At 70.9% G+C, this 22,808-nt stretch carries 19 protein-coding genes; 14 read left to right on the top strand and 5 right to left on the bottom strand.

Going from position 1 to position 22,808, the window contains the following annotated elements; translation table 11 throughout:
• Window positions 1-196 precede the first annotated feature (196 nt).
• Both KRR26_RS21050 and KRR26_RS21045 read left to right on the top strand, forming a co-directional pair.
• Window positions 197-976 (top strand): alpha/beta fold hydrolase, encoded by a 780-nt coding sequence (locus tag KRR26_RS21050; protein ID WP_120209272.1) that lies wholly within the window; start codon window positions 197-199, stop codon window positions 974-976.
• A gap of 123 nt (window positions 977-1,099) precedes the next feature.
• Window positions 1,100-1,924 carry an SGNH/GDSL hydrolase family protein gene (locus KRR26_RS21045; RefSeq protein ID WP_328707182.1) on the top strand — a complete coding sequence of 275 codons (825 nt, stop codon included), beginning with the start codon at window positions 1,100-1,102 and terminating at the stop codon, window positions 1,922-1,924.
• A 57-nt stretch (window positions 1,925-1,981) separates the two neighbouring features.
• On the opposite strand, the gene KRR26_RS21040 is transcribed toward KRR26_RS21045, so the two are convergent.
• Entirely contained in the window at window positions 1,982-2,842 is an 861-nt protein-coding gene (locus tag KRR26_RS21040; protein ID WP_217080656.1) for a GspE/PulE/PilB domain-containing protein, read from the bottom strand.
• Window positions 2,843-2,988: 146 nt separating this feature from the next.
• Between KRR26_RS21040 and KRR26_RS21035 the strand changes: the two genes are divergently transcribed.
• Window positions 2,989-3,918, top strand: a complete 930-nt coding sequence (locus KRR26_RS21035) for an alpha/beta hydrolase (RefSeq protein ID WP_120209269.1) — start codon at window positions 2,989-2,991, stop codon at window positions 3,916-3,918.
• Here KRR26_RS21035 and KRR26_RS21030 read toward each other — a convergent pair.
• Window positions 3,888-4,256, bottom strand: coding sequence for an arsenate reductase family protein (locus KRR26_RS21030; protein WP_120209268.1), 369 nt, complete (start codon window positions 4,254-4,256; stop codon window positions 3,888-3,890). The two genes, KRR26_RS21035 and KRR26_RS21030, sit on opposite strands and share 31 nt — an antisense overlap.
• 57 nt (window positions 4,257-4,313) lie before the next feature.
• Between KRR26_RS21030 and KRR26_RS21025 the strand changes: the two genes are divergently transcribed.
• From KRR26_RS21025 to KRR26_RS21000, 6 genes are all read left to right on the top strand, one after another.
• The gene (locus KRR26_RS21025) at window positions 4,314-5,798 is read left to right on the top strand and encodes a S41 family peptidase (RefSeq protein WP_217080655.1); all 1,485 of its coding nucleotides are present in this window, start codon (window positions 4,314-4,316) and stop codon (window positions 5,796-5,798) included.
• 111 nt (window positions 5,799-5,909) lie between these two features.
• Window positions 5,910-6,992 carry a lysylphosphatidylglycerol synthase transmembrane domain-containing protein gene (locus KRR26_RS21020; protein ID WP_217080654.1) on the top strand — a complete coding sequence of 361 codons (1,083 nt, stop codon included), beginning with the start codon at window positions 5,910-5,912 and terminating at the stop codon, window positions 6,990-6,992.
• A gap of 13 nt (window positions 6,993-7,005) precedes the next feature.
• Complete coding sequence (gene mgtA / locus KRR26_RS21015; protein ID WP_120209265.1) at window positions 7,006-9,549, top strand: magnesium-translocating P-type ATPase; 2,544 nt, start codon at window positions 7,006-7,008, stop codon at window positions 9,547-9,549.
• An 83-nt stretch (window positions 9,550-9,632) separates the two neighbouring features.
• Window positions 9,633-9,980 (top strand): SET domain-containing protein-lysine N-methyltransferase, encoded by a 348-nt coding sequence (locus tag KRR26_RS21010; RefSeq protein ID WP_236068920.1) that lies wholly within the window; start codon window positions 9,633-9,635, stop codon window positions 9,978-9,980.
• A gap of 109 nt (window positions 9,981-10,089) precedes the next feature.
• Entirely contained in the window at window positions 10,090-11,703 is a 1,614-nt protein-coding gene (locus tag KRR26_RS21005; RefSeq protein WP_120209263.1) for a DUF1592 domain-containing protein, read from the top strand.
• A gap of 11 nt (window positions 11,704-11,714) precedes the next feature.
• Window positions 11,715-13,100, top strand: a complete 1,386-nt coding sequence (locus KRR26_RS21000) for a DUF1552 domain-containing protein (RefSeq protein WP_217080653.1) — start codon at window positions 11,715-11,717, stop codon at window positions 13,098-13,100.
• A 90-nt stretch (window positions 13,101-13,190) separates the two neighbouring features.
• Here KRR26_RS21000 and KRR26_RS20995 read toward each other — a convergent pair whose 3' ends face one another.
• Window positions 13,191-14,498 (bottom strand): pectinacetylesterase family protein, encoded by a 1,308-nt coding sequence (locus KRR26_RS20995; protein ID WP_217080652.1) that lies wholly within the window; start codon window positions 14,496-14,498, stop codon window positions 13,191-13,193.
• Window positions 14,499-14,699: 201 nt separating this feature from the next.
• Here KRR26_RS20995 and KRR26_RS20990 point away from each other — a divergent pair, with 201 nt between their 5' ends.
• Complete coding sequence (locus KRR26_RS20990; protein ID WP_217080651.1) at window positions 14,700-15,374, top strand: hypothetical protein; 675 nt, start codon at window positions 14,700-14,702, stop codon at window positions 15,372-15,374.
• A 13-nt stretch (window positions 15,375-15,387) separates the two neighbouring features.
• On the opposite strand, the gene KRR26_RS20985 is transcribed toward KRR26_RS20990, so the two are convergent.
• Together KRR26_RS20985 and KRR26_RS20980 are read right to left on the bottom strand one after the other, a co-directional pair.
• Window positions 15,388-16,275, bottom strand: a complete 888-nt coding sequence (locus KRR26_RS20985; protein ID WP_120209259.1) for a LysR family transcriptional regulator — start codon at window positions 16,273-16,275, stop codon at window positions 15,388-15,390.
• Between the two features lie 99 nt (window positions 16,276-16,374).
• Window positions 16,375-18,486: an ATP-binding domain-containing protein gene (locus KRR26_RS20980; protein WP_120209258.1), complete on the bottom strand. Its 2,112-nt coding sequence runs from the start codon at window positions 18,484-18,486 to the stop codon at window positions 16,375-16,377.
• Window positions 18,487-18,722: 236 nt separating this feature from the next.
• Between KRR26_RS20980 and KRR26_RS20975 the strand changes: the two genes are divergently transcribed.
• The 4 genes from KRR26_RS20975 to KRR26_RS20960 all read left to right on the top strand — a co-directional run bounded on the left by KRR26_RS20975 (window position 18,723) and on the right by KRR26_RS20960 (window position 22,794).
• A complete protein-coding gene (locus KRR26_RS20975) occupies window positions 18,723-19,562 on the top strand; it encodes a hypothetical protein (protein WP_217080650.1) in 840 nt (279 codons plus the stop codon).
• A 129-nt stretch (window positions 19,563-19,691) separates the two neighbouring features.
• Window positions 19,692-20,837 (top strand): acyl-CoA dehydrogenase family protein, encoded by a 1,146-nt coding sequence (locus KRR26_RS20970; RefSeq protein WP_217080649.1) that lies wholly within the window; start codon window positions 19,692-19,694, stop codon window positions 20,835-20,837.
• A 121-nt stretch (window positions 20,838-20,958) separates the two neighbouring features.
• On the top strand, window positions 20,959-21,867 hold the full coding sequence (locus KRR26_RS20965) for an SDR family oxidoreductase (RefSeq protein WP_217080648.1): 909 nt from the start codon (window positions 20,959-20,961) through the stop codon (window positions 21,865-21,867).
• Window positions 21,868-21,879: 12 nt separating this feature from the next.
• Window positions 21,880-22,794 carry a glutaredoxin family protein gene (locus tag KRR26_RS20960; protein WP_217080647.1) on the top strand — a complete coding sequence of 305 codons (915 nt, stop codon included), beginning with the start codon at window positions 21,880-21,882 and terminating at the stop codon, window positions 22,792-22,794.
• Window positions 22,795-22,808: the final 14 nt, after the last annotated feature.

Raw genomic sequence — 22,808 nt, 5'->3', positions numbered from 1 at the left:
GACTGCGTGGCGGCGGTGGCGCGGGCGAAGCGTCGGGCGCGTGGCTGAACCGCGCGTCGGATGTGCACGGGCTGAAAGTGGAGGGCGGGCGGCCTTCCCCTTGCTGTCGCCGCCTGGGAGCCTGCGAAGGGCCGGGCGCGGGGCAGACGCCGCGTCGTCGCCGTGTTCGCCATCGCGCTCACCCGAGGAAGATTGCATGCGTCGCGAGGTACAGCTCACGGAAGTCGGACAGGCAGAGGGGCCTCGCGTGCTCCTCTTGGCGGGGCTCGGGGCACGGGGTTCGGGCTTTCGTGCGTTGGCCGAGCGGCTGGCGGAGTGCTCTCGGCCGGTGCTCGTCGAGTATCCCGAGGGCGTGCATGCCTCACAGGGCGCTCGCTCGCTCGCCGCGAGGGTGCTGCGCGCGGCGGGGCCGGTGGACGCGGTGGTGGCCAGCTCCTACGGCGGGATGGTGGCCGCGCACCTGGCCGCGGGCGGAGCGACGCGGGGGGTGGCGTTCCTCGGCTCGTTCGCTCGCACCGAGCACCTGGGTGTTCGTGGTCGGCTCATCCGCATGATGGGGCCCATCGCCGTCCTGGGCCGCCCGGGGTGGGGTGCCGCGTCGCTGGCCGCATGGAAGCCCCTGCCGCGCGCGCAGGTCGCGGAGGTCGTGCCCACGACCTGGGAGGAGCGCGTCACCACGCTGTATCGCGCGTTCGCCATCCGCTCCGAGCCGCCTCCTCCGGAGCTGCGCCGGCTGCCCGTGGCCTGCATCTGCATTCAAGGTGACCGAGACGTGCTGGTTCCTCCGAGCACGCTGGGCCGGCTGGCCGCGGCGCTGCCGCCGGGAACGCCCCAGCATGTGCTGCGGGGCGCGGGCCACGTGCCCTACTTCAGCCACCCGGACGCGTGCGCTCGCCTCCTGCGCCCGTGGTTGGCCGCGCTGTCCGTGGAGTCAAGTTCCGAGTGGCCTCGGTCGATGGCCGCGACGAAGGGGTGACGTCACCACGTGGGGCCGAGTAGGTTGCGGGCGCCGATGCGGAACCGGTTCACGCGCTCGCTCCTCCTTTTCGTTTCCCTGTTCGCGATGGGTTCGCGGGCGGCATCTCCCGCGGAGGGCGCCGTGTCCCCGGCGCCCGTGCTGCCGGCGGTCCCCGTCCAGCCCACGCCTCGTCCCGCGCCCGCGCCCGCGCCTGGTGCCGAGCACACGGTGCTCCTGCTCGGCGACAGCCTCATCGCCACGGGCTTCGGAGACACCCTGCAAGCCGAGCTGGATGCGCACCCGAGCGTCCGCTGCCGTCGCAAGGCGAAGTCCTCGACGGGGCTGTCGCGCCCGGACTTCTTCGACTGGATGGAGGCGGGCCGCCAGGAGGTGGAGCGGCACCAGCCAGAGGTGGTGGTCGTCATCCTGGGCGGCAATGACGGGCAGGCGCTGCGCGACAAGGCGGGCGGCTCGGCCATCGCCTGGGGACAGGCCGAGTGGGAGACTGCCTACCGGCAGCGCGTGCAGGACTTCCTGGGCGTCATCGCGGCTCCGGGCCGGAAGATTGTCTGGTTGGAGCTGCCGACGACGGGGCTGCGCCGCTTCGAGAAGAAGCTGGCGCTCATCCGAGGGCTCCAGCGTGAAGTCATCGCCGCGCGCGAGGACGCGGTGCACGTGGACACGCATCCGTTCTTCACGGACGCGCGGGGGCACGCGCTCCAGGAGGCCCACGTGGAGGGCTTCCGCAAGCCCATGCGGCTGCGAATGACGGACGGCGTCCACTTCACCGTCGCGGGCGGTCGCTACTTCGCGGACAAGGTCTATCCCGAGGTGCTCGGCGTGCTCGGCCTGGAGCCCGCGCCGCGCCACGCCATCGCGCCCGCGCACGGCACGGCTCACAGCGCCAGTGGACACGGGGCCTCCTCCGCTTCCCACGCCGCGGAGCCGGTGGTCGCCACGCCCTGAGCGCCGCGGCTGGCGGGTGACGGACTGGCCCGCTCTTGAGACGCGGGCCAGCGCACGTCACCGAAGGCCTGGGGCCCGTGGTTCGGGGTCGCGCTGCCGCTGGAGGACTCGGCGGACCGCTCGCAGCAGCAGCTCTTCGTCGCGTGGATTGGCGAGGAAGCCGCGGGCTCCGAGTCGCAGTGCGCGCTCGAATCCCTCGTCATCCGAGCTGCCGTGCACGATGAGCCCGCCCGCGATGCGGACCTCGCCCGCGAGCAGTCCCTCCATGGCCTGGATGGGCGCGATGACGATGTCGCTGGCGCGCGTGTGCAGCACCTCCAGCGGTGTCGCGGTGCGCGACGGAATCCGGTGTCGAGCCAGGGCTCGGGAGATGAGCACCGCCGTCACGGGAGGCCAGCCGTAGAGCAGGAGCGGAGACTCGGGGGCGGTGGCCGCTTCGGAAGGGGCCGTGAAGTCCGCGGCCTCGTGGATTCCGTACATCGTGCCCAGCGCGCGGGTGAGGGCGCTGTCCGCGGCGAGGTGCGGCTCGACGCGCGCCTTGCCGGAGATGGCGCGCACGTCGTCCACGGCCTCCAGCGAGACCGGCGCGGGCAGGGCGAGATGGAGCACCTCGCGCTCGTCGCGCTGCTCGATGCGCAAGGGAATGACTCGGTACTGCCGGGCGATGCGCGCCGGGACGAGCGAGGTGAGGGCTCGGTCCAAGGGCTCGTGGTCCAGGTCCACCGCGTCCACGCCCGCTTGCGCGGCAAGGCCCCGCAGGACGTCCGCCTCCGTGCACACGCCTTCCCGCACCAGCGCCCGGCCGAGGGGGACGTGCACCTCGTAGTGGTGCACCAACCCGAGCCGGAGCTGGGCCCTGTCCACCACGCCCATCGCCAGGAGGATCTCTCCCAGGGGCCGCTTGGCTCCCATCTCCATGCCCCTCGAGTCTGGCAACGGTCGGCCCGCGCGACGACGGGCGGGCAGGGGAGCCATTGCCCTGCCCGCCACCGCGCGAGGGGGCGTGAATCAAGTCCGTCTCGGCTACGCTGGCGCGCTCGCTCCTTCTCGCCGGGCTTCCGCCGATGACGACCTCTGTTCGCGCAGTCCTTCCTCGCCTCGTCGCGCTCGGGCTGGCTCTGGGTGGGGTGGGCCTTCCGGCGGTCCTGGGCTGGCAGGGATGGCGCACCGCGCAGGGCATGCTCCACCCCTCGCGCGTGCCCGTCGTCCCGCCGGACGCCACCGGCCCACTCGCGGGCATGGAGCGCGTGTCCTTCCAGGGACCGGAGGGTCATGCGCTCCGCGGCTGGTACGTCCCCTCACGAGATGGCTCCGCGGTGGTGCTGGTGCATGGCTTCGCGGCCAACCGGGCGCAGCTGCTCTTCGAAGCGCGTGCGCTCGCGGAGGCGGGCCACGGCGTCCTGCTCTTCGACCTGCGCGCGCAGGGAGAGAGCGATGGAGACGCGGTCACCTGGGGCGATCGCGAGCGAGGAGACGTCCGCGCCGCGCTGGCGTTCGTCGCCTCGCGCCCCGACGTGGAGGCCTCACGTCTGGGATTGCTCGGGTTCTCCATGGGCGGAGCCACGGCGCTCCTGGTGGCGCAGGAGGAGCCCCGCGTGCGCGCGGTGGCGGCGGTGGGCGCCTTCCCCGTGTTGGAGGCGGACGTGCACTCCTGCTACGGCGGGCGCCTGGGGCGGCTCAACTCGCTGCCCGTCGTGTGGAGCCTGCGTCGCGCGGGCGTGGACGTGGACGCGGTGCGCCCGTTGGATGGAATGGCGCGGCTGGAGGGACGTGCGCTGTTGCTCATCAACGGCGACACGGATCCGGATGGGCCCGCCAAGTTGGATGGCAGCCTCTACCGCGCCGCGCACGAGCCGAGGACGCTGTGGCGCGTCCCCGGCGCGACGCACGGCGAATACGCACGGGTGGATCCAGTGGGCTATGCGCACCAGCTCCGTGCGTTCTTCTCCGCGGCGCTGGCGGCCTATCCGCGCGCGGAGAACAGCTCGCCGTAGGCCTCGGGCTTGAAGCCGACGAGGACCCGGTCCGAGGTGATGAGCACGGGCCGCTTCACCAGCTTGCCATCCTGCGCGAGCCACTCGCGCAGCTGCGCCTCTGACGCGGCGTCCACCGAGGCCTTCCCCAGCGCCCGATAGCTCTGCCCGCTGGTGTTGAGCCACTTGCGCACGGGGAGGCCGCTGCGGGCGATCCACGTTTGCAGCTCGGTCGCGGTGGGTGGGGACTCGACGATGGGGCGAACCGTGTAGGTCACCCCTTGGGTATCCAGCCACTTGCGAGCCTTGCGGCAGGTGTCGCAGCCCGAGTACTCGAGCAACAGGACGTCTTTGGCCATGCGCGGCTTCTACCAGAGGCCCATCCAGCAGGTGGGCACCTATGTATGCTCGCGCCCATGAGACCCCTTCTCCTCGCCCTGGGCCTGGCGCTCTCCGCGTGTGCGACGCGCACCGTGCCCGCGCCGGTGACCCCGACGGTCGCGAACACCTCGGGGACCCCCGAGTCGTTGGTGGATGAGGCCTGGGGGGTCCTCCTGCGCGAGTTCATGAATCCCGAGGCGGTGAAGCGAGGCGAGGACGTGCGCCACGCGGGCACGCCACCCGCGACGCAGCGCGAGGCCTGGGCGCGCATCCGCGCCATCACCACCGTGTTGAACGAGCCCGCCACGCGGCTGCTGGAGCCCGAACAACGCGAGGGCCTGGAGCGGGAGCTGGCGGGCGGCGCGGGCGTGGGCGTGGGGTTGCCGGAGGTGCTGGGCCTGGACGTGGACTCGCGCTCGCGGACGCTCATGGTGGTGACGCCGCTGCGAGACTCGCCCGCGTCGCGCGCGGGAATCCATCCCGGGGACATCGTGGAGTCCATCGACGGCAGACCCGCGCGCGGCATGAAGTTGGAGGTCGCCGGCGTGCTGCTTCGCGGCGTCGCGGGCACCCCCGTCTCGCTGGAGGTTCGTCACGGCACGCAGGTCCACACGGTGACGCTGGTGCGCGAGCAGCGCGACACCTGGCTGCGTCCGGTGCAGTGGCGCATCATGCGAGAAGGCGGCCGGGCCGTGGGCTACGTGCGCGTGGAGATGTTCTCCGCCGGGACGGCCAACGAAGTGCGCGCGGCGCTCGCGGCGCTGCGGAAGGAGGGCGCGGACCGGCTCATGCTCGACCTGCGCCACAACCCAGGGGGCCGCGTGGACGAAGTGCTCCGGGTGGCGGCGCTCTTTCTGGGGCCCGTTGAAGTCGGTCTGCGCGTGACCCGCTCCGAAGGTGATGCGCCGCTCCTCAGTCGTGCCGCGGGCGAGTCTCCCGGCCCGAGCCACGCCGGCGCGGAGCCACCGCCAACGGGCCGCGCGAGTGATGCACCTGTCGCGAGCCGCGCCAGCGGGGGCCTGTTGCCCACGAGCCTGGCGGGAAGCGCGGCCCCCCAGCTGCGCCGTGCCGAGAGCGCCCCGCCGACGGGCAGCGGCGGGAGTGGCGCCCCGGGGGCGATGCGCGCGAACAGTGACGGAGCGCTGGCGGGTCGTTCCGCGGAGGGTGTCCCGCTGTGGGCCGAGGGGCAGCGCGAGGTGGACGGGCCGCTCGTGGTGCTCGTGGACGGAGGAACGGCGAGCGCGGCGGAGCTGTTGGCGGGCGCGCTCCAGGCCCATGGGCGGGCGGTGCTGGTGGGCCGGCGCTCGCATGGCAAGGGGCTGGTGCACGGGCTGTTCCCCCTCGTGGACGGCTCGGCGCTGATGGTGTCGGTGGGCAAGCTGAGGACGCCTCGGGGGCGCGAGTTGCAGGACGAGCCCCTGGTTCCCGAAGTGGTCGTCCCCTGGGAGGGGCCGTTGGATGCCCTGCCGGGCGTGGATGACCCCCAGTCCATGCGAGCGCTTCAGCTCCTGACCCGGTGAGTCCGCGGGGCGGGGCGGGCTGGATGGTGGTAGGGCACGCGTGCAGTCGGGCGCCCGCTGCTGCGCTGGGGAGCGGCAAGGCGCATCGTTTCCAGAGCGGAAGGGAGCACGATGGAAGGCACCCGCCAGGACGAGGTTTCCGAGCAGGATGAGGCATGGGACGGCCCCCTCGGGCGCCGTCGTCGGTGGTGGTGGGTCCCCGGCGCGGTGCTCCTGGTGGCCTTCGTCGCGTTCGTGTTCTCTCGGCACTCGGAGGAGCAGCAGTTCCTTCGCTTGCTGCGCGAGGCGCAGCCCGCCTGGCTCCTCGTCGCGCTGGGGCTGCAACTGGCCACGTACCTGTGCGTGGCGGGCATCTGGCACATCGTGCTGGGGCGGACCGGCGTGCGCGTCTCGGTGTGGTCCCTGTCGCGCCTGTCGGTGATGAAGCTGGCGTTTGATCAGGTCATCCCCACGGCGGGCATTGGCGGCACGTTGGTGGTGGCGCGGGGGCTGCGGCGCGAAGGCGCGGCGCCCGGGGTGGCGGCCGGCGCGGTGCTGTTGACGGTGCTCTGCTTCTACGCCGCCCAGGCCTTGGGCGTCGCCGCGAGCATCGCCTTCTTGTGGGCGCGCTCGGAGCTGAACTCGCTGGTGCAGATGCTGGTGACGGCTTTCGGCGCGCTGGCGGTCATCGTCCCGGTGCTGATTCTGTGGCTGTCTCGGCGGCGCGACTGGAAGCCCGGTCGCTGGCTGCGCCGCATCCCCGGGCTCGAAGCGATGGTGAAGGCCCTGGCGGAAGTCCCGCCCGGTCTGCTGGGGAGCCAGAGTCTCCTCGTGCGCGGCATCGCGTTGCAGCTCTCGGTCTACGTGCTGGACGCGGCCACCCTGGGCGCGATGCTGCGCGCGCTGGGGCAGCAAGAGGTGCCCGCGAGCACGGTGTTCGTCGGCTTCATGGTGGCGTCGATGGCGGAGACGGTCTCCATCATTCCCGGCGGCGTGGGCACCTACGAGGCCGTGTCCGTGGGGATGTTGAACTTCCTGGGCGTGCCCGTGGAGGTGTCGCTCGCGGGCACCTTGCTCCTGCGCGGCTTCACGCTGTGGCTGCCGATGGTGCCGGGGCTCTATCTGCTGCGGCGCACGTTCACGACGCATCCCCCGGAGGTGCGCACGCCCACGACGGCCTCCCCCCCCCCGGGCATGGAGAAGCAACCGGACTGAGGAGGGCAGGGGCGTGAAGCGGCGCGAGACACGCGCGAGCACCGAGGGGCCACCTCCCTGGAGTGGAACGGAGGCGGCGCTGCTGGCTCGACTGGGCAGCGCGCCCGAGGGGCTGAGCGAGTCGGAGGCCCAGGCCCGCCTGGAGCGACTCGGTCCGAACCGGGCCGAGCCGCATCGCCGCTCGCTCGCCTGGGACATCCTCGCGCGCTTCGGCAACCCGCTGGTGTTGGTGTTGCTGGTGGCCAGCGCGGTGTCCGCGGTCGTCCACGACCTGACCAGCTCCGCCATCATCGCGACCATCGTGTTGATGAGCGTGGCGCTGGACTTCGTGCAGGAGCACCGCGCGGGCAACGCGGCGGAGCGCCTGCGAGGCCGGGCGGCCCTCCGCGCGCGCGTGCTCCGCGACGGCGAGGCGCGCGAGGTCCCCGCCTGGACGCTCGTGCCCGGAGACGTGGTGCTGATGGCGGCGGGCACCCTGGTGCCCGCGGACCTGCGGCTGCTCGCGTCGCGAGACCTCTACGTCAATCAGGCGATGCTGACGGGCGAGCCCTATCCGGTGGAGAAGGAGACCGGCGCAGGCTCTCGGGAGGTGCCGCTCACGGAGGCACGCAACGCGGTGTTCGCGGGCACCGCGGTCATCAGCGGCACGGCGCGGGGGCTCGTCTTCGCCACGGGGGCGCGCACCACGGTGGGTGACATCGCGCGAGGGCTGGATGCGCCCGCGGCGTCCACCGCGTTCGCTCGGGACATGCGCGCCTTTGGCCTGATGCTGATGCGGCTGACGGTGCTGCTGGTGCTCTTCGTGCTGCTGGTGAGCGTGACGGCGCGTCGCCCGTTGCTGGAGTCGTTCCTGTTCGCGGTGGCGCTGGCGGTCGGGCTGACGCCGGAGCTGTTGCCCATGGTGGTGTCGGTGACGCTGGCCCGTGGCGCGCTGCGGATGGCGTCGCGCGAGGTCATCGTCAAGCGGCTGAGCGCGGTGCACGACCTGGGCAGCATGGACGTGCTGTGCACGGACAAGACGGGCACGCTGACCCAGGCGCTCATTCATCTGGAGCGCTACGAGGATGCGTCAGGGGCGCGGAGCGACTCGGTGCTGCGCTGGGCCTGGCTCAACAGCCACTTCGAGTCCGGCCTGCGCGGCCCCATGGACGAGGCCATCCTCGCGCACACGGAGCTGGCCGAGGACGGCTGGGGGAAGGTGGACGAGGTGCCGTTCGACTTCGTTCGCCGGCGCGTGTCCGTGCTGCTCGAGCGGGCCGGGCGACGCGTGCTCGTGGTCAAGGGGGCGCCGGAGGACCTGCTCACCCGCTGCGTCCACCTGGAGGAATCCGCGGGACACGTCCGGCAGATGGACGCGGGGCGGCGGGGCGCGCTGCTCGCGCGCTTCGGGGCGCTGGGCGAGGAGGGCTATCGGGTGCTCGCGGTGGCGTGGCGTGACACCTCGTCGGAGGTCCAGCGCGCGGACGTGGGCGATGAGTCCGGGCTCGTCTTCGCGGGCTTCACATCCTTCTTGGATCCACCCAAGCACGGCGCGCGCGAGGCGCTGGCGGCGCTGACCCGGGCGGGCGTGGAGGTGAAGGTGGTGACGGGGGACAACGAGCGCGTGGCCACGCAGGTGTGCCGCGAGCTGGAGCTCCCCGTGGAGGGCGTGCTCACGGGCGACGAGGTGTCGCGGCTGGACGAGCCGGGCCTGAGCGCGCGAGCGGAGCGCACCACGGTGTTCGCGCGCGTGTCCCCCGCCCAGAAGAGCCGCGTGGTGCGCGCGTTGCGGCAAGCGGGCCACGTGGTGGGCTGCATGGGAGACGGCATCAACGACGCGCCGTCGCTGCGCGCCGCGGACGTGGGCATCTCGGTGGACAGCGCGGTGGACGTGGCGCGCGAGGCCGCGGACCTCTTGCTGCTGCGCCAGGACCTGGGCGTGCTGCACGAGGGCGTCCTCGAGGGGCGGCGCACCTTCGGCAACGTCATGAAGTACATCCGCATGGGGACCAGCTCCAACTTCGGCAACATGCTCAGCATGGCCGGCGCGTCCGTGCTGCTGCCGTTCCTGCCCATGCTCCCCTTGCAGATCCTCCTCAACAACCTGCTCTATGACGTGTCCGAGCTGGCCATCCCCCTGGACTCCGTGGACGACGCGCAGCTGGCGCGGCCCACGCGGTGGAACCTGCGCCACGTGCGCCAGTTCATGGCCCTCTTCGGCACGCTCAGCTCCGTGTTCGACGCGGCCACCTTCATGCTGCTGCTCGTCGTCTTCCGCGCGGACGCGCCCCTCTTCCAGACGAGCTGGTTCGTCGAGTCACTCACCACCCAGGTGCTCGTCATCTTCATCATCCGGACGCGGGGCGTGCCCTGGCGCAGTCGGCCCTCGGGCTGGCTGGTCGCGTCCTCGCTGAGCGCGGTGGGCGTCGCGCTCGCGCTGCCGTATCTCCCGCTGGGCCGCTCGTTCGGCTTTGTTCCGCCGCCCCCTCAGGTCCTCCTGGCCTTGATGGGCCTGGTGGTGCTCTACCTGCTGGCCGCGGCGGGGCTCAACCGAGGTTTCTCTCGCCGCTGGGGTTGAATGCCATGGAGTCCGACGTCAACAACCTGGGACCCGCGCTGTTTCTTCACCCGGGGGTCAAGGTTCGCCCATGCGAGTGGGGCATGGGGGTCTTCGCCGACGAACCCATCGTCTCTGGTGCGCTCATCGAGGAGTGCCACTACCTCAAGGTCCCGCAGAAGCAGTGCCGCGGAGAGCCGCTCGATGACTACGTCTTCGAGATTCGCTGGAACCGCCACGAGGAGCCGCGCCCCGGCAACTGGGTCGCCCTCGTGATGGGGTACGGGATGATCTACAACCACTCCAACGAGCCCAACGCCGTCTATTCGCGCGCCTCGGATCGCGATGTCTTCCGCTTCCACGCATTGCGCGACATCTACCCAGGCGAACAGATATGCGTGAGCTACGGTGAGGCATGGTGGTCAGCTCGGGGAATGACGGTGCCTCCCTGAAGGGCAGGAAACGAAATCCTCACTGAAACCCGGGACGGGGCCGTATAGATTGCGGATGCCCGAGCGACAGGCCGGTCGCCGCGCGCGGGTGCGAGGAATTCGAACACCTATGAGATTCAATCGGTTCTTGCTGGCCTCGGCGCTTGCCTTGTCTTCTGGTGCCTGCATGACGGGCAACATCGGCGGGCAGGATGAAGCCCCGGAGAGCGCCGCCGCCCCCGCGCGCGTTCGCCGATTGACTCGCGACGAGTACGACAACTCCGTGTCCGCGGTGTTGGGGTCGCCGCAGACCGTGGGTCAAGGCTTCGCCGCCGAGGACTCCATCCTCGGATTCTTCACGCATGAGCGTCTCCAGGTGACGTCGCTGCTGGCGGATCAGCTGGACACCGCCGCCATCAACCTGAGCGACGTGGGCGTCACGCAGTTGAAGAACCTGCTCACGTGCCCAGGCCAGACGCCCGAGGCGTGCGCCCGGGCCTTCATCCGGAAGGTGGGCGCCCGCGCGTTCCGTCGTCCCGTGACGACCGAGGAGGAGAACGACCTGCTGGCGCTCTACAACGCCGGCGCCGCCGGGGCCACCGCGACCGAGGGGGCGAAGCTGGTGCTCCAAGGCATCTTCTCCTCGGCCTCGTTCGTCTATCGCACGGAGCTGGGGTCCGAGCGCGGCCGGCCCGGGCAGCTCGTGGAGCTGACGCCCTACGAGGTCGCCTCCGCGCTGTCCTATGCCATCACCGCGGGTCCTCCCGATGACGCGCTCCTCGCCGCCGCCGACTCCGGCGCGTTGTCTTCGCCCGACGAGCGCGAGCGTCAAGCGCGCCGCTTGCTCGCCACCCCCGCCGCGCGACACCAGCTCCACGAGTTCGTCTTGGAGTGGCTGGGGCTGACGGGCATCAGCAAGATCAACAAGAACAACCAGGTCTATCCAGACTTCAGCGTGGAGTTCCGCGAGTCCGCTCAAGCCGAGACCGATGCCTTCATCGACGATGTGCTGTCGCGCACGGGCGGCTCGGTGACGGACCTGTTGGGCGCGAGCTATTCGGTGGCGGACGAGCGGATGGCCAGCTTCTACGGCGTGTCGGCGCCGACCACGCTGGATGACTCCGGGATTGGCCGCATCACCTTGCCGGCGGAGCGCGCGGGCATCCTCACCCAGGCCAGCGTCATGGCCACCTACGCGCACTTCGACTCCAGCTCGCCCATCAAGCGCGGCAAGTTCATCCTCACGCGCCTGTTGTGCCGCACGGTCTCACCGCCGCCTCCGTCGGTGGTCATCATCCCCCCGTCGCCTCGGCCGGACACCACCACCCGCGACCGCTTCGCCGCGCACACGAACAACCCGGCGTGCTCGGGCTGCCACAAGGTCATCGACCCCATCGGCTTCGGGATGGAGGACTTCGATGGCCTGGGCGCGCACCGCACGGAGGAGAACGGCTTCACCGTGGATGCGTCAGGAGGGCTGGATGCGCCGGACGGCACGCGGTTCTCGTTCTCCGGCGGCGCGCAGCTCGCGCGCTACCTGTCCACCAGCAACGAGGTGGCGGACTGCGCGCCCTTGCAGTTGTTCCGCTATGCCATGGGCCGTGACGAGCGGCCCTCGGACGCGGACGCGCTGAGCGCGATGCGGGGCGGCGCCTTCCGCTCGGAGCGCTTGAAGCTGACCGAGGCGCTCGTCAGCCTCGTGCGGGCGCCTTCCTTCACCCAGCGACGCGTTCCTTCCCGGTGAGCACTTCGACCATGGCTCGTGACTTCTCCCGACGCAGCATCCTCAGGGCGCTGGCTGGCACGGCGCTGACCGCTCCCTTCGCGCACCTGCTGACCAGCTCGGTGGCGGAGGCCGCGGATGCGGGCCCCCTGCGCTTCATCGCGCTCTTCACGCCCCACGGCAGCCTGCCGGAGTACTGGACCCCGCGCGGCGGGGAGACGGACTTCGACATCTCGTTCGAGAACGCGGTGCTGTCCCCGCTGGACCGCCACCGCTCGAAGCTGCTCGTGCTGGACGGGCTGGACTACAAGGTCCTCTACGAGCACGGCCGCACCGGCCACGAGGGCGGTCCCGTCACCTTCCTCACCGGCAGCCAGGTGGTGGCGGACAGCGGTGAGGAGTTACCCTCGGGCGCCTCGTTGGACCAGGTGCTGGGCGACAACATTGGCGGCGCCACCCAGTTCCGCTCGCTCCAGCTCCACGCCTTCGAGCAGTACGGGGCACAGCACGTCTACAACAGCATCAGCTTCACGGCGAACGGCACGCGCGTGCCCTTCGAGCTGAACCCGGCCAACGTGTACACGCGCCTGTTCGGCTCCATGGCGGGCTCCAGCGAGGAGGCGAAGCAGCAGCTCGCGCGGCGCAAGAGCTTGATGGACTACCTCATCAAGGACGCCACCCGCCTGAAGAACCGGCTGGGCAGCACCGAGCGGCAGAAGCTGGACACGCACATGGCGGCGCTCCGAGACATCGAGCGGCGTCTGACCAATGCGGGCGCGCTGGGGTGCGTGAAGCCAGAGGTACCGCAGGCGTATGGCATTGGCGAGCTGGGAGACGTGGACCGCATGCCGGAGTTCACCCAGCTCCACCTGGACCTGGTGGCCCGCGCCTTCGCGTGTGACTTGACGCGCGTGGTGACCATGACGATTCCCGGGCCCACCATGCCGTGGATTGGCATCTCCGAGGACATCCACAACGACATCGCCCACCGTACGGACATCCGCTCCGAGCCCTTGCGCACGGAGATCCGCCTGAAGATGGTGCGCGTGCAGCAGTGGTACGCCGAGCAGGTGGCCCGCCTGATGGACACGCTGGCCGCCACGCCCGAGGGCAGCGGCTCCGTCCTGGACAACACGCTCATCCTCTGGGGCAACGAGCTGGGGGACGCCTCGGGCCACATGAACGTGGCCATCCCCACGGTGCTCGGGGGCGGCGCGGGCGGGCGCTTCCGCATGGGCCGCTTCCTGCGTCTGCGCCCCGGCACGGATCCGCTGGCCAACTGGCAGGGCGCGGGCGAGCCGCTGCCCGGCGCCGTGCCGCACAACAAGCTGCTGACCTCCATTGCCCAGGCGTTTGGCGTGCAGGTGGACCGCTTCGGCCACCCGGACTACGCGGGCACGCTGCCGGGCCTGACGTAGTCCCTGGAAGAGCGAACGGGAGCGGGTGCCCTGGCTGCTGGCGAACCCCGCTCCCGTCCATTCCCGTCGGGGGTGCGTCAGCCGAAGGGCCTAGCCGCCGATGGCGCCATTGATGAGCGGCGCCACGATGCCCATGCCCGGGTCCTCGGCGTTGTAGCCGTTGGCCGGCTCGTAGATGCGCACGCGCTGGTTGTCATTGATGAAGCGCGAGAGGAACGTCTCCATCGGGACGAACTCGCTGTAGCACTTGTAGCTCTGCCACGGCTCCGGGATGTACTCGTACCAATAGTGCTTCTTCTCCATGCGCTGGCACGCGTGGCTGCCAATGAACGTGATGATGGTGCTGCAGTGGCTGGCGTTGATGGCGCGCTGGTGGGGGATGAAGTAGCTGAAGTTGTTGTAGTTGTTCAGCTCCGTCACCAGCTTGTCCTGGTCCACCTTCCAGTACGCGTGGATGGCCGCCTCGTCGTTCGGCGTGCGGAAGCGCTCATAGGAGAAGCGCGAGTAGTTGTAGTCCATGGTGTAGCCCGTGTACGCGAGCTGATCGTTCGGGAACTCCAGGGCCACCATGCGGTTGATGCTGCCGAAGTCGTTCTGGTTGAACGTGGAGGGCAGCAGGCTGAACACCGAGTTGAGCGCCCACGACTGGCGAATCTTGTCGTGCAGCGGGCGGGACAGGGCATCCACGTTCGGCGCCAGGAAGATGGGGCCCGAGTCGTTGATGAAGTAGCCCTTCGCCGGGTTCATGATCTTGCGGACGAAGTAGTACGAGGACGACGTCGCCGTGCCGCCCGCGCTGTAGCCCGTCACGAGCATCTTCTGCACCGCGGGGAACTGCGTCTTCGCGTAGTTCGCCGCGGCCAGCGTGTTGGTGTAGCCCGAGTGCGACCAGGTCAGCGGCGGGTTGGCGCCCGTGGGGTCCACGTAGGTCGCGGTGTTGTTGCCGATGTGCACGTCACCCGTGCAGTACGGCATGTAGACGATGTTCCAGTCCTTGGTGACCAGGTCCTTCTTGCTGCGGCCCGGCAGGCCTGGATCCGCGCCGTTCACGATGGGCGACACGTACTTCGCCGTGAACTGCGTCATGTAGTCGTCGGCGATGCCGTTGGGATTGGCCGCGCCCAGGACGCCCGCGCGCCCGCTACACGTGTCGTAGTCCCAGCACGCCCCGCCACCCTCGAAGAGGAAGAGCAGGTTGGGCGAGCTCGTCTTCCTCATGAAGAACTTGTACTGCGAGCCATTGCCACACTTCGTCCCGGGCAGCTCCACCTTCTGCCAGTTGTAGTTGTTGCCTCCGTCCACGAGCACGTCAACGATGCCCGAAACGATGACCTCGGCTCGCGCGGCGCTCAGCGGCGCCATCAGCGCCAGGAGACTCATCAATAGAGTGCGTCGCATCCAGCTTCTCCAGGGGACTGCGGGTTGGGTGAAGCCCCTGATGATACAATGTATCAATGGAAAGCAGGAAAATTTGCAGGTCCGGTAAGTTCAGAAATGTAGGTTGTGCGTCGACTTCCGGGGAGACGCTTGTTGATGCGATGCGGCATGAATGGGCGCGTGGGTTGCGTGGCGCGGGGCGCGCGGGCAATCTGAGTTGGAATGAGCGACAAGGCCCGTTGGAAGCTGCCGCTGCTCGCCGCGTCGGTCCTGCTGGTGGCGGGGGTGTTCGTGGCGGTGGACACGCTGCGCGCGCCGCCAGGGGGGGCGCCCGTCTCCCCGAGTGAAGCCGCGCGTCCGCGTCCGTCCGAGCCGGCTCCCGTGCCCGCGTCGGCGGCGGTGGCGCCTCGCGCGAGGGAGGGAGGCCCGGACCTCGTCGCGGCGGCGGTGGCGAAGCTGCCCGAGGCGCCCGAGGAGTCGGCGCGGACGCTGGTGGACCTGGAGCGGCTGCGCGCGCGGATGCCGGACAACCTCTACTGGGAGGTGGGCGTCCCGACGAAGGACCCCGAGGTGCTGCGCAAGCGGGCCGAGGCCGAGCGTCAGTGGAACGTCGTCTTCGGCAAGGTGCAGACCGGCGAGGCCACCGAGGAAGAAATCCACCGGTACTTCGACTACCGCCGCAAGCTCTCGGAGGACTCCATCGCGTTCGCGCAGGGCGTGCTGGGGGAGTACGGGGACTCGCTGCCGGACCAGGACCAGGGGCTCTACGAGCTGAGCATCAAGATGCACACCACGCGGCTGCAGGAGCTGCCGCGGCAGACGGACGAGGCGCTCGCGCGTCGCGAGGCGACGGCGAAGCGTCAGCGTGAGTGGCGCCAGCGCGGCGGCGGGAACTGAGCCCGCGCCCGCGTCACGTCACGGGCTCCTCGCCGGTGAGCGCGCGCACCATGCGGCTGGCGGCGCGCCCCGGGTGCGTGGCCGCGCGGTGATGCAGCCGAGGCTGGAAGGCATGGATGGCGCCCCCGGGGAGCTTGAGCGCGCGCAGCACGCCGCGCTTGAGCTCGCGCCCGGCCAGATGCTCCGGCAACCAGCCGAACCCGAGCCCCTCCATGATGGCGGCCTTCTTGGACGCGAAGTCGTTGAGGTGCACGGTGGAGCGCGTCTCCAATGGGCCGGTGCTCAGCTGGAGGCGCGGGTCGGAGCCGCGCACGGTGAGCAGCAGGTGAGGCTCCAGGTCCTCGTCGCGCAGGGGGCCGCGACGGCGGGCCAGCGGGTGGTCTCGGTGCGCGACCAGCACCGCCTTGAGCACGGGCAGGGCGTAGGAGCGCAGGCCCGGCAGCGAGGGCGGCAGGAGCGACACCATGAGGTCCGCCTCGTCGCGGGTGAAGGCCGCCTCCACGCCGGCGAGGAACTCGGTGGACACGTGGAAGCGCGTGCCCGCGCCCTCGGCCCGCAGCTGCTTCACCACGCGCAGCACGGGCTCGGCGGGGAAGATGCCGTCAAAGATGACGCGCAGGCTGGGCTCCCAGCCGGAGCGAATCTCCGCGCAGGCCGCCGCCAACTCGCGCTCGGCCGCCAGCAGCCGGCGGCAGTGCTCCAGCACCCGCTCCCCCGCGGGCGTCAGCCGCGTCCGGTAGCCCCGCCGGTCCAGCAGCACCAGCTCCGTCTGCTCCTCCAGGGTCCGCAGCGCGTACAGCACCGCGGTGTGGCCCTTGTGCAGCGCCTCGGCCGCGGCGGCGAAGGTCTGGTGCCGGGCGAGCGCGTCCAATGCGCGGGCCTGCTCGAGCGTGACGTTCATGCCCCGAGATTGTGCACGCCCTGGACCGTTCGGGCGCGTCTTTGTGCATCGGAACGGCCGGCGCCCGCCTGCCCGGACGGGCCCCTCCAGGGCTGACGCTCAGGGGCTGAAGTGGCGCACCAGCGGCGAGCGGACGCCGGACGACAGCACCCAGAGCTGGTGGGACGTGCGGGTGACGGCCACGTGCAGCCGGCGGCGGGCATCGTCCTCGCTGGGGTAGGCGCGCGCCGTCACGTCGGGCAGGAGCACGTAGTCGAACTCCAGCCCCTTCACGTTGTCCACGTCCGTCACGTCCACGCCGGGCTCGAAGGAGAACTCGCCGTCGCGCACCAGCCGGGCCCACGGCATGTCGGCGATGACGCGGTAGAACGACTCGGCGGCGTCTCGGCTGCTGGCGATGACGCCCACGGAGGCGTGCGGCTCGCGCAGCACCAGGTCCCTCAGCGCGTCGCCCAGGAAGAGCCAGGTCTGCGCCTCGTCCGGGAAGTGGTGGAAGCCCACGGGCGCGCCATCTCGACCGGGGCGCGCGGGCGCGGCGGGCGCCAGCGGCCCGAGCACGTGCTGCGCGAGCGTCACCACGGGCTTGGGACAACGGTAGGACACCTGCAGGCGACAGGTGGCGGCGTCGCGGATGTCCAGCTCGCCCAGCGCGGCGGACCAGCCCGCGAAGCCCGAGGTCGTCTGCTGCATCTCGTCGCCCGCCAGCGTGCAGCTGCGCCCCTCGCCCAAGAGCTGTCCCACGACATACAGCTCGAAGAGCGAGAAGTCCTCGGCCTCGTCGAGCACGATGTGCGCCACCCGGTCCGCGCCCAGCGGGCCGTGTTGTCCCTTGAGGAACATCAGGATGGGCAGGTCATCCAGGTCGAGCGTCTCGGCGAGCGCGTCCGGCGTGTCGGCCTCGATGGACTTGCCATCCACGGTGACGAGGCTCTCCGGGTCATAGTCCTTGAGCGCGCGGGAGAGCGGCACGGCGAGCTGGAGCTTGGTGTGCTCCAGCGTCTCCTCGATGGCCGTGAGCGGCAGCTCGCCCCGGGCCGCGGTCACCACGCTCTCGAGGAAGCGGCGGTCCATGTACGCGTCGGTCAGCCGCGTGCGCAGGCGGTCCAGCGTCACCGAGGTGGACTTCTTCGGCACACCCACGCGGGCCGCGAGCGCGCGGCGCAGGGCCGGGTGGCGCTTGAGGCGCGAGACGAGCGCGGGGGTCTCCGGGGCCAGCTTGATGCCCGGCACGCTGAACACCGAGCGCGCCGTCGCCAGCGACCATGCCTCCAGCGTCTGCACGGACACGCGCCCCAGTCCGAGCGGCGCGAGCAGGCGCCGTGACAGCCGCGCCAGCCCCTCCTCGGGGACGATGACCTGGGTGCGCGCGGGCGGGTACTTCGCGGGCGCGTCGAAGGCAATCTTCGCCAGCCGATGCAGCGCCACCGTCGTCTTGCCGCTGCCGGCGCTGCCCAGCACCAGGAGGGGCTCGTCCGCGCCGGTGCTGACGGCCTCGTACTGCTCGGCGTCCAGCAGCGCCGTGACGCCAAAGGCGTCCGCGCTCAGGGCCTGGCCCTTGCCAACGCCGAGGAACTCGGGCCGCGCCGCCTTGCCCGTGCCCCCCGCGAGCAGCGCCGCCGCGCCCATCCCCGCGCGCCGCCACGCCCCCTCGGGGGCGCGCTCCAACACCCGCGCGCCCACGCTCACGCGCGTCAACACGCCGCGCTCGATGACCACCAGCCGCCGCGCGGTGACGGTGCCCTCGGAGATTCGGTCCCCGAAGGACTCCTCGTACGCGTCGCCCTCCTCGTAGCCGTAGAACACGCGCGCCACGGGGGCGAAGCGCCAGTCGATGACGCGCACGCCCGCGCTCACGTCCGCGAAGGTGGTGCGGCCCAGCAGGTAGTCGCGCTCGCCGGTGACGCCCTCCAGGCGCAGGTGCGCGAAGTAGGGCGCCTGCGGGTCCGGCAGCGTGACGGGCGTCTGGCGCTCCATCAGCGCGCGGGCCTCGTTCATCTGCGTGAAGATGTGCGGGAGGTCCGCCTCGTGGGCCGTGGACGCGTCGTCGCGGAGCACCTGGAGCTGGGCCACCAGTCCGCGAGTGTCCAGCGCCCGCCCCGCCGCCGCCTGACGTGCGAGGCCGATGGCCTGTCGCACACGCTCCAGCAGCGCCTCCTCCTCCGCGATGAGCGCGCGATCCTCCACGGAGAGCTCCTGCTCGGGCTGGCCCATGGTCTGCTCCTCGCGACGGTGCGCGCTCGGGCGTCATGCCCGGGCTTTGCGTCGGGCGCGCAAGGTGACCTCTGGGCTCGCTCAGGTCAACCCGTTGGTTTTGCGGGCCAGATTGCTACAGTGTTTGACGTTGTGAGCGCGGCCACTGTCGTCCTCCAACGCTGAGCCCTTCTTCGCCTTCCCTTGCCTTCCATGGCGCGCCCACAGTCGCTGCCGCTCTGCTCACGGAGGGGCGCATGCCGAGGACTGCAAGGCTTTGCTGGACGCTGTCGGTGCTGTTCACGCTGGGATTCGCCGCATCCGCGGCGGCCCAAGAGAGCCAGGAGGCGCAAGGGGCTCCACCCGGAGCCGATGCCACGAGCATGGAGGCCCGCATCAAGGCGGCCCGCATCGAGGCCATCAAGAACACCACCGGCTTCCAGATGGCGCTCAGCGTGAACGGCGGCCTGGGCGCGGGCTACGTCTACAAGGACGGCACGTCGCGCACGGGCCAATTGGAGAACCTCAAGATCACCGACGCCGCGAAGGCCTCGCTGCCCATCCTCCTGGAGGTGGGCTACCGCGCCACGCCGCACCTGTACGGCGGGGCCTACGGCTCCTACGAGCCCGTCTTCACCAAGAGCAATCCGCTCTCCTGTCCTGATGGGTTTGATTGCTCCACGTGGCAATGGCGCTTCGGCGTCGAGGCCCGCTACCACTTCGCGCTCGGCATGTTCGACCCGTGGGTGGGGCTGGGCGTGGGCATGGAGTTCCTCAAGAGCCGCGTGAAGGGGGACATCACCGTGCCCGTGGCCGGCGTGGGCGCGGTGCCCGCGAAGCTGGAGACGCACGTCACCGACCGAGGCCCCACCTTCGCGCGGCTCTCCTTTGGCGGTGACCTCCGGCTCGGTCGCTATGTGGCGGCGGGCCCCATCTTCACGGCCTCGGTGGGCAGCTACACCGTGCGCACCGGCACGCAGACGGTGACGTTGAGCGTCCCCAACACCGAGCCCATCGAGAGCCAGGTGTCCGCCGTGAAGGACGGCTTCCACGCGCTCTTCACCATGGGCCTGCGCATCGTCTGGCTCCCGTTCTGACGCGGCCCCGCGCGCCCTTGGCCCCCCACGCGGGTGCCAGGGCGGCGGGTCCATCAAGTCCTGACGAACCCGTCAGGCACGACTAATATCGCGCGAGTCGGGCGGACCCTGTCCCCAAGGACTCGCACCATGCACGAGCGGTTCACCCCGGAGCACGACGCCTTCCGCCGCACGGTGCGGCAGTTCGTGGAGCGGGAGCTGGCGCCCCACGCGCTGGAGTGGGACCGGGCGGGGAGCTTCCCGCGCGACGTGTTCGCGAAGTGCGGCGCGCTGGGGCTCTTCGGCATCAACCATGATCCGCGCCATGGGGGCAGCGGTCTGGATTACTGGTACGTGGCGGCGTTCGCGGAGGAGCTGGCGCGCAGTCAGAACGCGGGCGTGAGCATGGCGCTGCTGGTGCAAGGGCAGATGGCCACGCCGGTGCTCAACGAGCTGGGCACGGATGAGCAGCAGCGCGAGTTCCTCGCGCCCGCGCTCCGCGGGGAGCGCATCGCCGCGCTGGCGATGAGTGAGTCGAGCGCCGGCTCGGACCTGGCGCAGCTGCGCACCACCGCGCGGCGAGACGGCGACGACTACGTCATTCACGGCTCGAAGGCGTGGATCACCAACGGCGCGAGCGCGGACTTCCTCGTGCTGGCGGTGCGCACGGGCGGCCCGGGTGCCTCGGGCATCTCGCTGGTGACGTTCCCCACGGATGTGAAGGGCTTCCAGGTGTCGCGCAAGCTGGAGAAGGTAGGGCAGCGCGCGTCGGACATGGCCCTCCTCTACTTCGAGGACTGCCGCATCCCCGCGCGCTACGTGCTCGGCCGCGAGAACGACGGCTTCTCGTACATCATGAGCAGCTTCCACTCGGAGCGCCTCGTGACGGCGCTCAACACGGTGGCGGTGATGGAGTGGCTCTTGAAGGACGCGCTGCGATACGGCCGCGAGCGAGAGGCCTTCGGTCAGCGGTTGATCGACTTCCAGGTGTGGCGCCACAAGTTCGTCGAGCACCTGACGATGCTGGAGGCCGCGCGGCGCCTGACCTACCACGCGGTGGACCTGTATGAGCGCAGCCGCAAGGCCAAGCCCGTGAAGGAGATCTCCATGGCCAAGCTGCTCACCAGCGAGCTGGCCCAGCGCGTGGCCTATGACTGTCAGCAGTTCTACGGCGGCATGGGCTACGTGGAGGAGACGCCCGTGGCCCGCGCGTGGCGCGACGCGCGCATGCTCACCATCGGGGGCGGCACCTCCGAGGTCATGAAGGAGATCATCGCGCGCACCTTCGCGTTCTGACGCAGGCCGCCGCGCCTTCGTGGGAGAGCGCCCGTCGCTTTGCATTTCTTCACACGCCTCAGGGGGTTGGCTTCACGCACGCCCCCGAGGATGCCGGCGTGGACAAGCTGCGAGGTGGACGATGATTCTCGTAACGGGCGCGACGGGCCGCGTGGGGCGCGCCGTCGTCACGCAGTTGCTCTCGGCGGGTGAGCGCGTCCGCGTGCTCAGCCGGGACGGCGCGCGGCCGGCGGGGCTGGACGCGCGGGTGGAGGTGGCGCGCGGTGACCTGGGGCGGCCGGACTCGCTGCGCGTCGCCATGCGCGACGTGGAGCGGCTGTTGCTCCAGACGTCGGGGCCCACGCTGGTGCCCGCGGCGCACGCGTTGGAGGCGGCGAAGCACTCCGGCGTGCGGCACGTGGTGACGCTGTCCGCGCTGTCGGCGGGCATGGCGCCGCTGTCCTTGTTGGGGCAGTGGCATCGCGAGCGCGAGCAACTGCTGGAGACCTCGGGGCTGGCGTGGACCGCCATTCGTCCGGGCGCCTGCATGTCGGACGCGCTCCAGTGGGCGGCCTCCATCCGCGCGGAGGGCGCCGTGTACCATTTCACGGGAGACGGCCGGGTCGCCCCCATCGACGCGAGCGACATCGCCCGCGTCGCGGCCACCGCGCTGACCACGCCGGGCCACGAGGGCAGGACGTACGAACTCACCGGTGCCGAGCTGCTGAGCGTGGGCGAGCAGGTGCGCATCCTGTCCGCCGCGCTGGGTCGTCCACTGCGCGGGGTGAACCTGTCGGTGGAGGCCGCTGCTTCGCTCCTTCGCAAGACGGGCTGCCCGGAGTTGGTCGCGGAGGCGGTGGTGCAGGATTCCGCTCAGGTCAGAGCAGGCAGGGCAGCGGTGGTGACACCCACCGTTGAACAGATGACGGGCCAGCGTCCGCGCAGCTTCGAGGCGTGGTGCCAGGCGCACTCTCGAGACTTCCTCGGGGGGACCGCGGACCTGTCCGCGGCCGTTCACGTGCCTGCTGCGCGAGGTGAGGCGCTGGCCTAGTCTGCGCACGCCATGCGCCTTGCACTCGTGCTGTTGCTGTCGCTCGCTGCTCCCGTGCTCGCGGCCTCGCCCGTGGACGTTGCTCGGGGGCATCTCAAGAAGGGCCACCTCGACGACGTCCTCTTCGCGCTGGATGGGCAGACGTTGTCCGCCGAGGAGCGCGCCCCCGCCGCGGGGGTGCTCGCGGACGCGAGCCGCGCCGCGCTCGCGAAGAAGGACACCATGCTCGCGCTGCAGTTCTCGCAGATGTCGCTGCGCTACGACGCGGAGCAGCCCGCCGCGCTCGAGGTGGCTTCGCGCGCCTACTTCGCGGAGAAGCAGATCTCCTCCGCGGAGGACGCGTGCGAGAAGTGGCTGCGCGTGACGAACTCCGCGCCCGCCGCGCGCCTGCTGCGGGCGGAGATCGCCAGCGGCGAGGCGGAGTGGTCTCGCGTGCTCTCGCTGCTGTCCGCGGAGGTCCCCCCGTCACTGGCCAGGCCGGCCCAGGCGCGGTGGCGCGCGCTCCGCAAGGACGCGGCCGCGCAGGAGTCGACGACCAAGAAGGCCCGCGGACAACTGGAGGCCATGGACGCGCACCTCGCCGCGGCGCAGGACGCCGCGGCGGATGCGCCGAAGGGGCAGGGGCCAGAGCAGGGCGCCGCGGGACCTGCCCATCGCGCCGTCGTCCTCTACGTCGCCGGAGGGTGCAACGTGTGTCGCGATGCCGTGACCTTCCTCACGTCCAAGCACATCCCCTTCCTCCAGAAGGACGTCAGCAGGGACCCCGCCGCGCGCCAGGAGCTGCGCAACAAGCGGCTCCAAGCCCAGGTGACCTACGATGGGGTCCCCATCACCGACTTCGGGGGGCGCCTCGTCGTCGGTTTCTCGTCGGAGCTCTTCGACAAGGAGCTGCTGCAGTACCAGGGCCGCTCCCCCTCCGCCCCCTGACGGCTGCTCGCCTG

The sequence above is a fragment of the Citreicoccus inhibens genome (assembly GCF_019039035.1).
Lineage (GTDB): Bacteria > Myxococcota > Myxococcia > Myxococcales > Myxococcaceae > Citreicoccus > Citreicoccus inhibens.
This window is presented reverse-complemented; position numbering and strand designations above follow the sequence as displayed.

What these genes read in the sequence shown, in the direction of transcription:
- KRR26_RS21050 (WP_120209272.1), top strand. Translation starts at nt 197, where the DNA reads ATGCGTCGCGAGGTACAGCTCACGGAAGTCGGACAGGCAGAGGGGCCT.
- KRR26_RS21040 (WP_217080656.1), bottom strand. Translation starts at nt 2,842, where the DNA reads ATGGAGATGGGAGCCAAGCGGCCCCTGGGAGAGATCCTCCTGGCGATG.
- KRR26_RS21035 (WP_120209269.1), top strand. Translation starts at nt 2,989, where the DNA reads ATGACGACCTCTGTTCGCGCAGTCCTTCCTCGCCTCGTCGCGCTCGGG.
- KRR26_RS21030 (WP_120209268.1), bottom strand. Translation starts at nt 4,256, where the DNA reads ATGGCCAAAGACGTCCTGTTGCTCGAGTACTCGGGCTGCGACACCTGC.
- KRR26_RS21025 (WP_217080655.1), top strand. Translation starts at nt 4,314, where the DNA reads ATGAGACCCCTTCTCCTCGCCCTGGGCCTGGCGCTCTCCGCGTGTGCG.
- KRR26_RS21020 (WP_217080654.1), top strand. Translation starts at nt 5,910, where the DNA reads ATGGAAGGCACCCGCCAGGACGAGGTTTCCGAGCAGGATGAGGCATGG.
- KRR26_RS21010 (WP_236068920.1), top strand. Translation starts at nt 9,633, where the DNA reads ATGGGGGTCTTCGCCGACGAACCCATCGTCTCTGGTGCGCTCATCGAG.
- KRR26_RS21005 (WP_120209263.1), top strand. Translation starts at nt 10,090, where the DNA reads ATGAGATTCAATCGGTTCTTGCTGGCCTCGGCGCTTGCCTTGTCTTCT.
- KRR26_RS21000 (WP_217080653.1), top strand. Translation starts at nt 11,715, where the DNA reads ATGGCTCGTGACTTCTCCCGACGCAGCATCCTCAGGGCGCTGGCTGGC.
- KRR26_RS20995 (WP_217080652.1), bottom strand. Translation starts at nt 14,498, where the DNA reads ATGCGACGCACTCTATTGATGAGTCTCCTGGCGCTGATGGCGCCGCTG.
- KRR26_RS20990 (WP_217080651.1), top strand. Translation starts at nt 14,700, where the DNA reads ATGAGCGACAAGGCCCGTTGGAAGCTGCCGCTGCTCGCCGCGTCGGTC.
- KRR26_RS20985 (WP_120209259.1), bottom strand. Translation starts at nt 16,275, where the DNA reads ATGAACGTCACGCTCGAGCAGGCCCGCGCATTGGACGCGCTCGCCCGG.
- KRR26_RS20980 (WP_120209258.1), bottom strand. Translation starts at nt 18,486, where the DNA reads ATGGGCCAGCCCGAGCAGGAGCTCTCCGTGGAGGATCGCGCGCTCATC.
- KRR26_RS20975 (WP_217080650.1), top strand. Translation starts at nt 18,723, where the DNA reads ATGCCGAGGACTGCAAGGCTTTGCTGGACGCTGTCGGTGCTGTTCACG.
- KRR26_RS20970 (WP_217080649.1), top strand. Translation starts at nt 19,692, where the DNA reads ATGCACGAGCGGTTCACCCCGGAGCACGACGCCTTCCGCCGCACGGTG.
- KRR26_RS20965 (WP_217080648.1), top strand. Translation starts at nt 20,959, where the DNA reads ATGATTCTCGTAACGGGCGCGACGGGCCGCGTGGGGCGCGCCGTCGTC.
- KRR26_RS20960 (WP_217080647.1), top strand. Translation starts at nt 21,880, where the DNA reads ATGCGCCTTGCACTCGTGCTGTTGCTGTCGCTCGCTGCTCCCGTGCTC.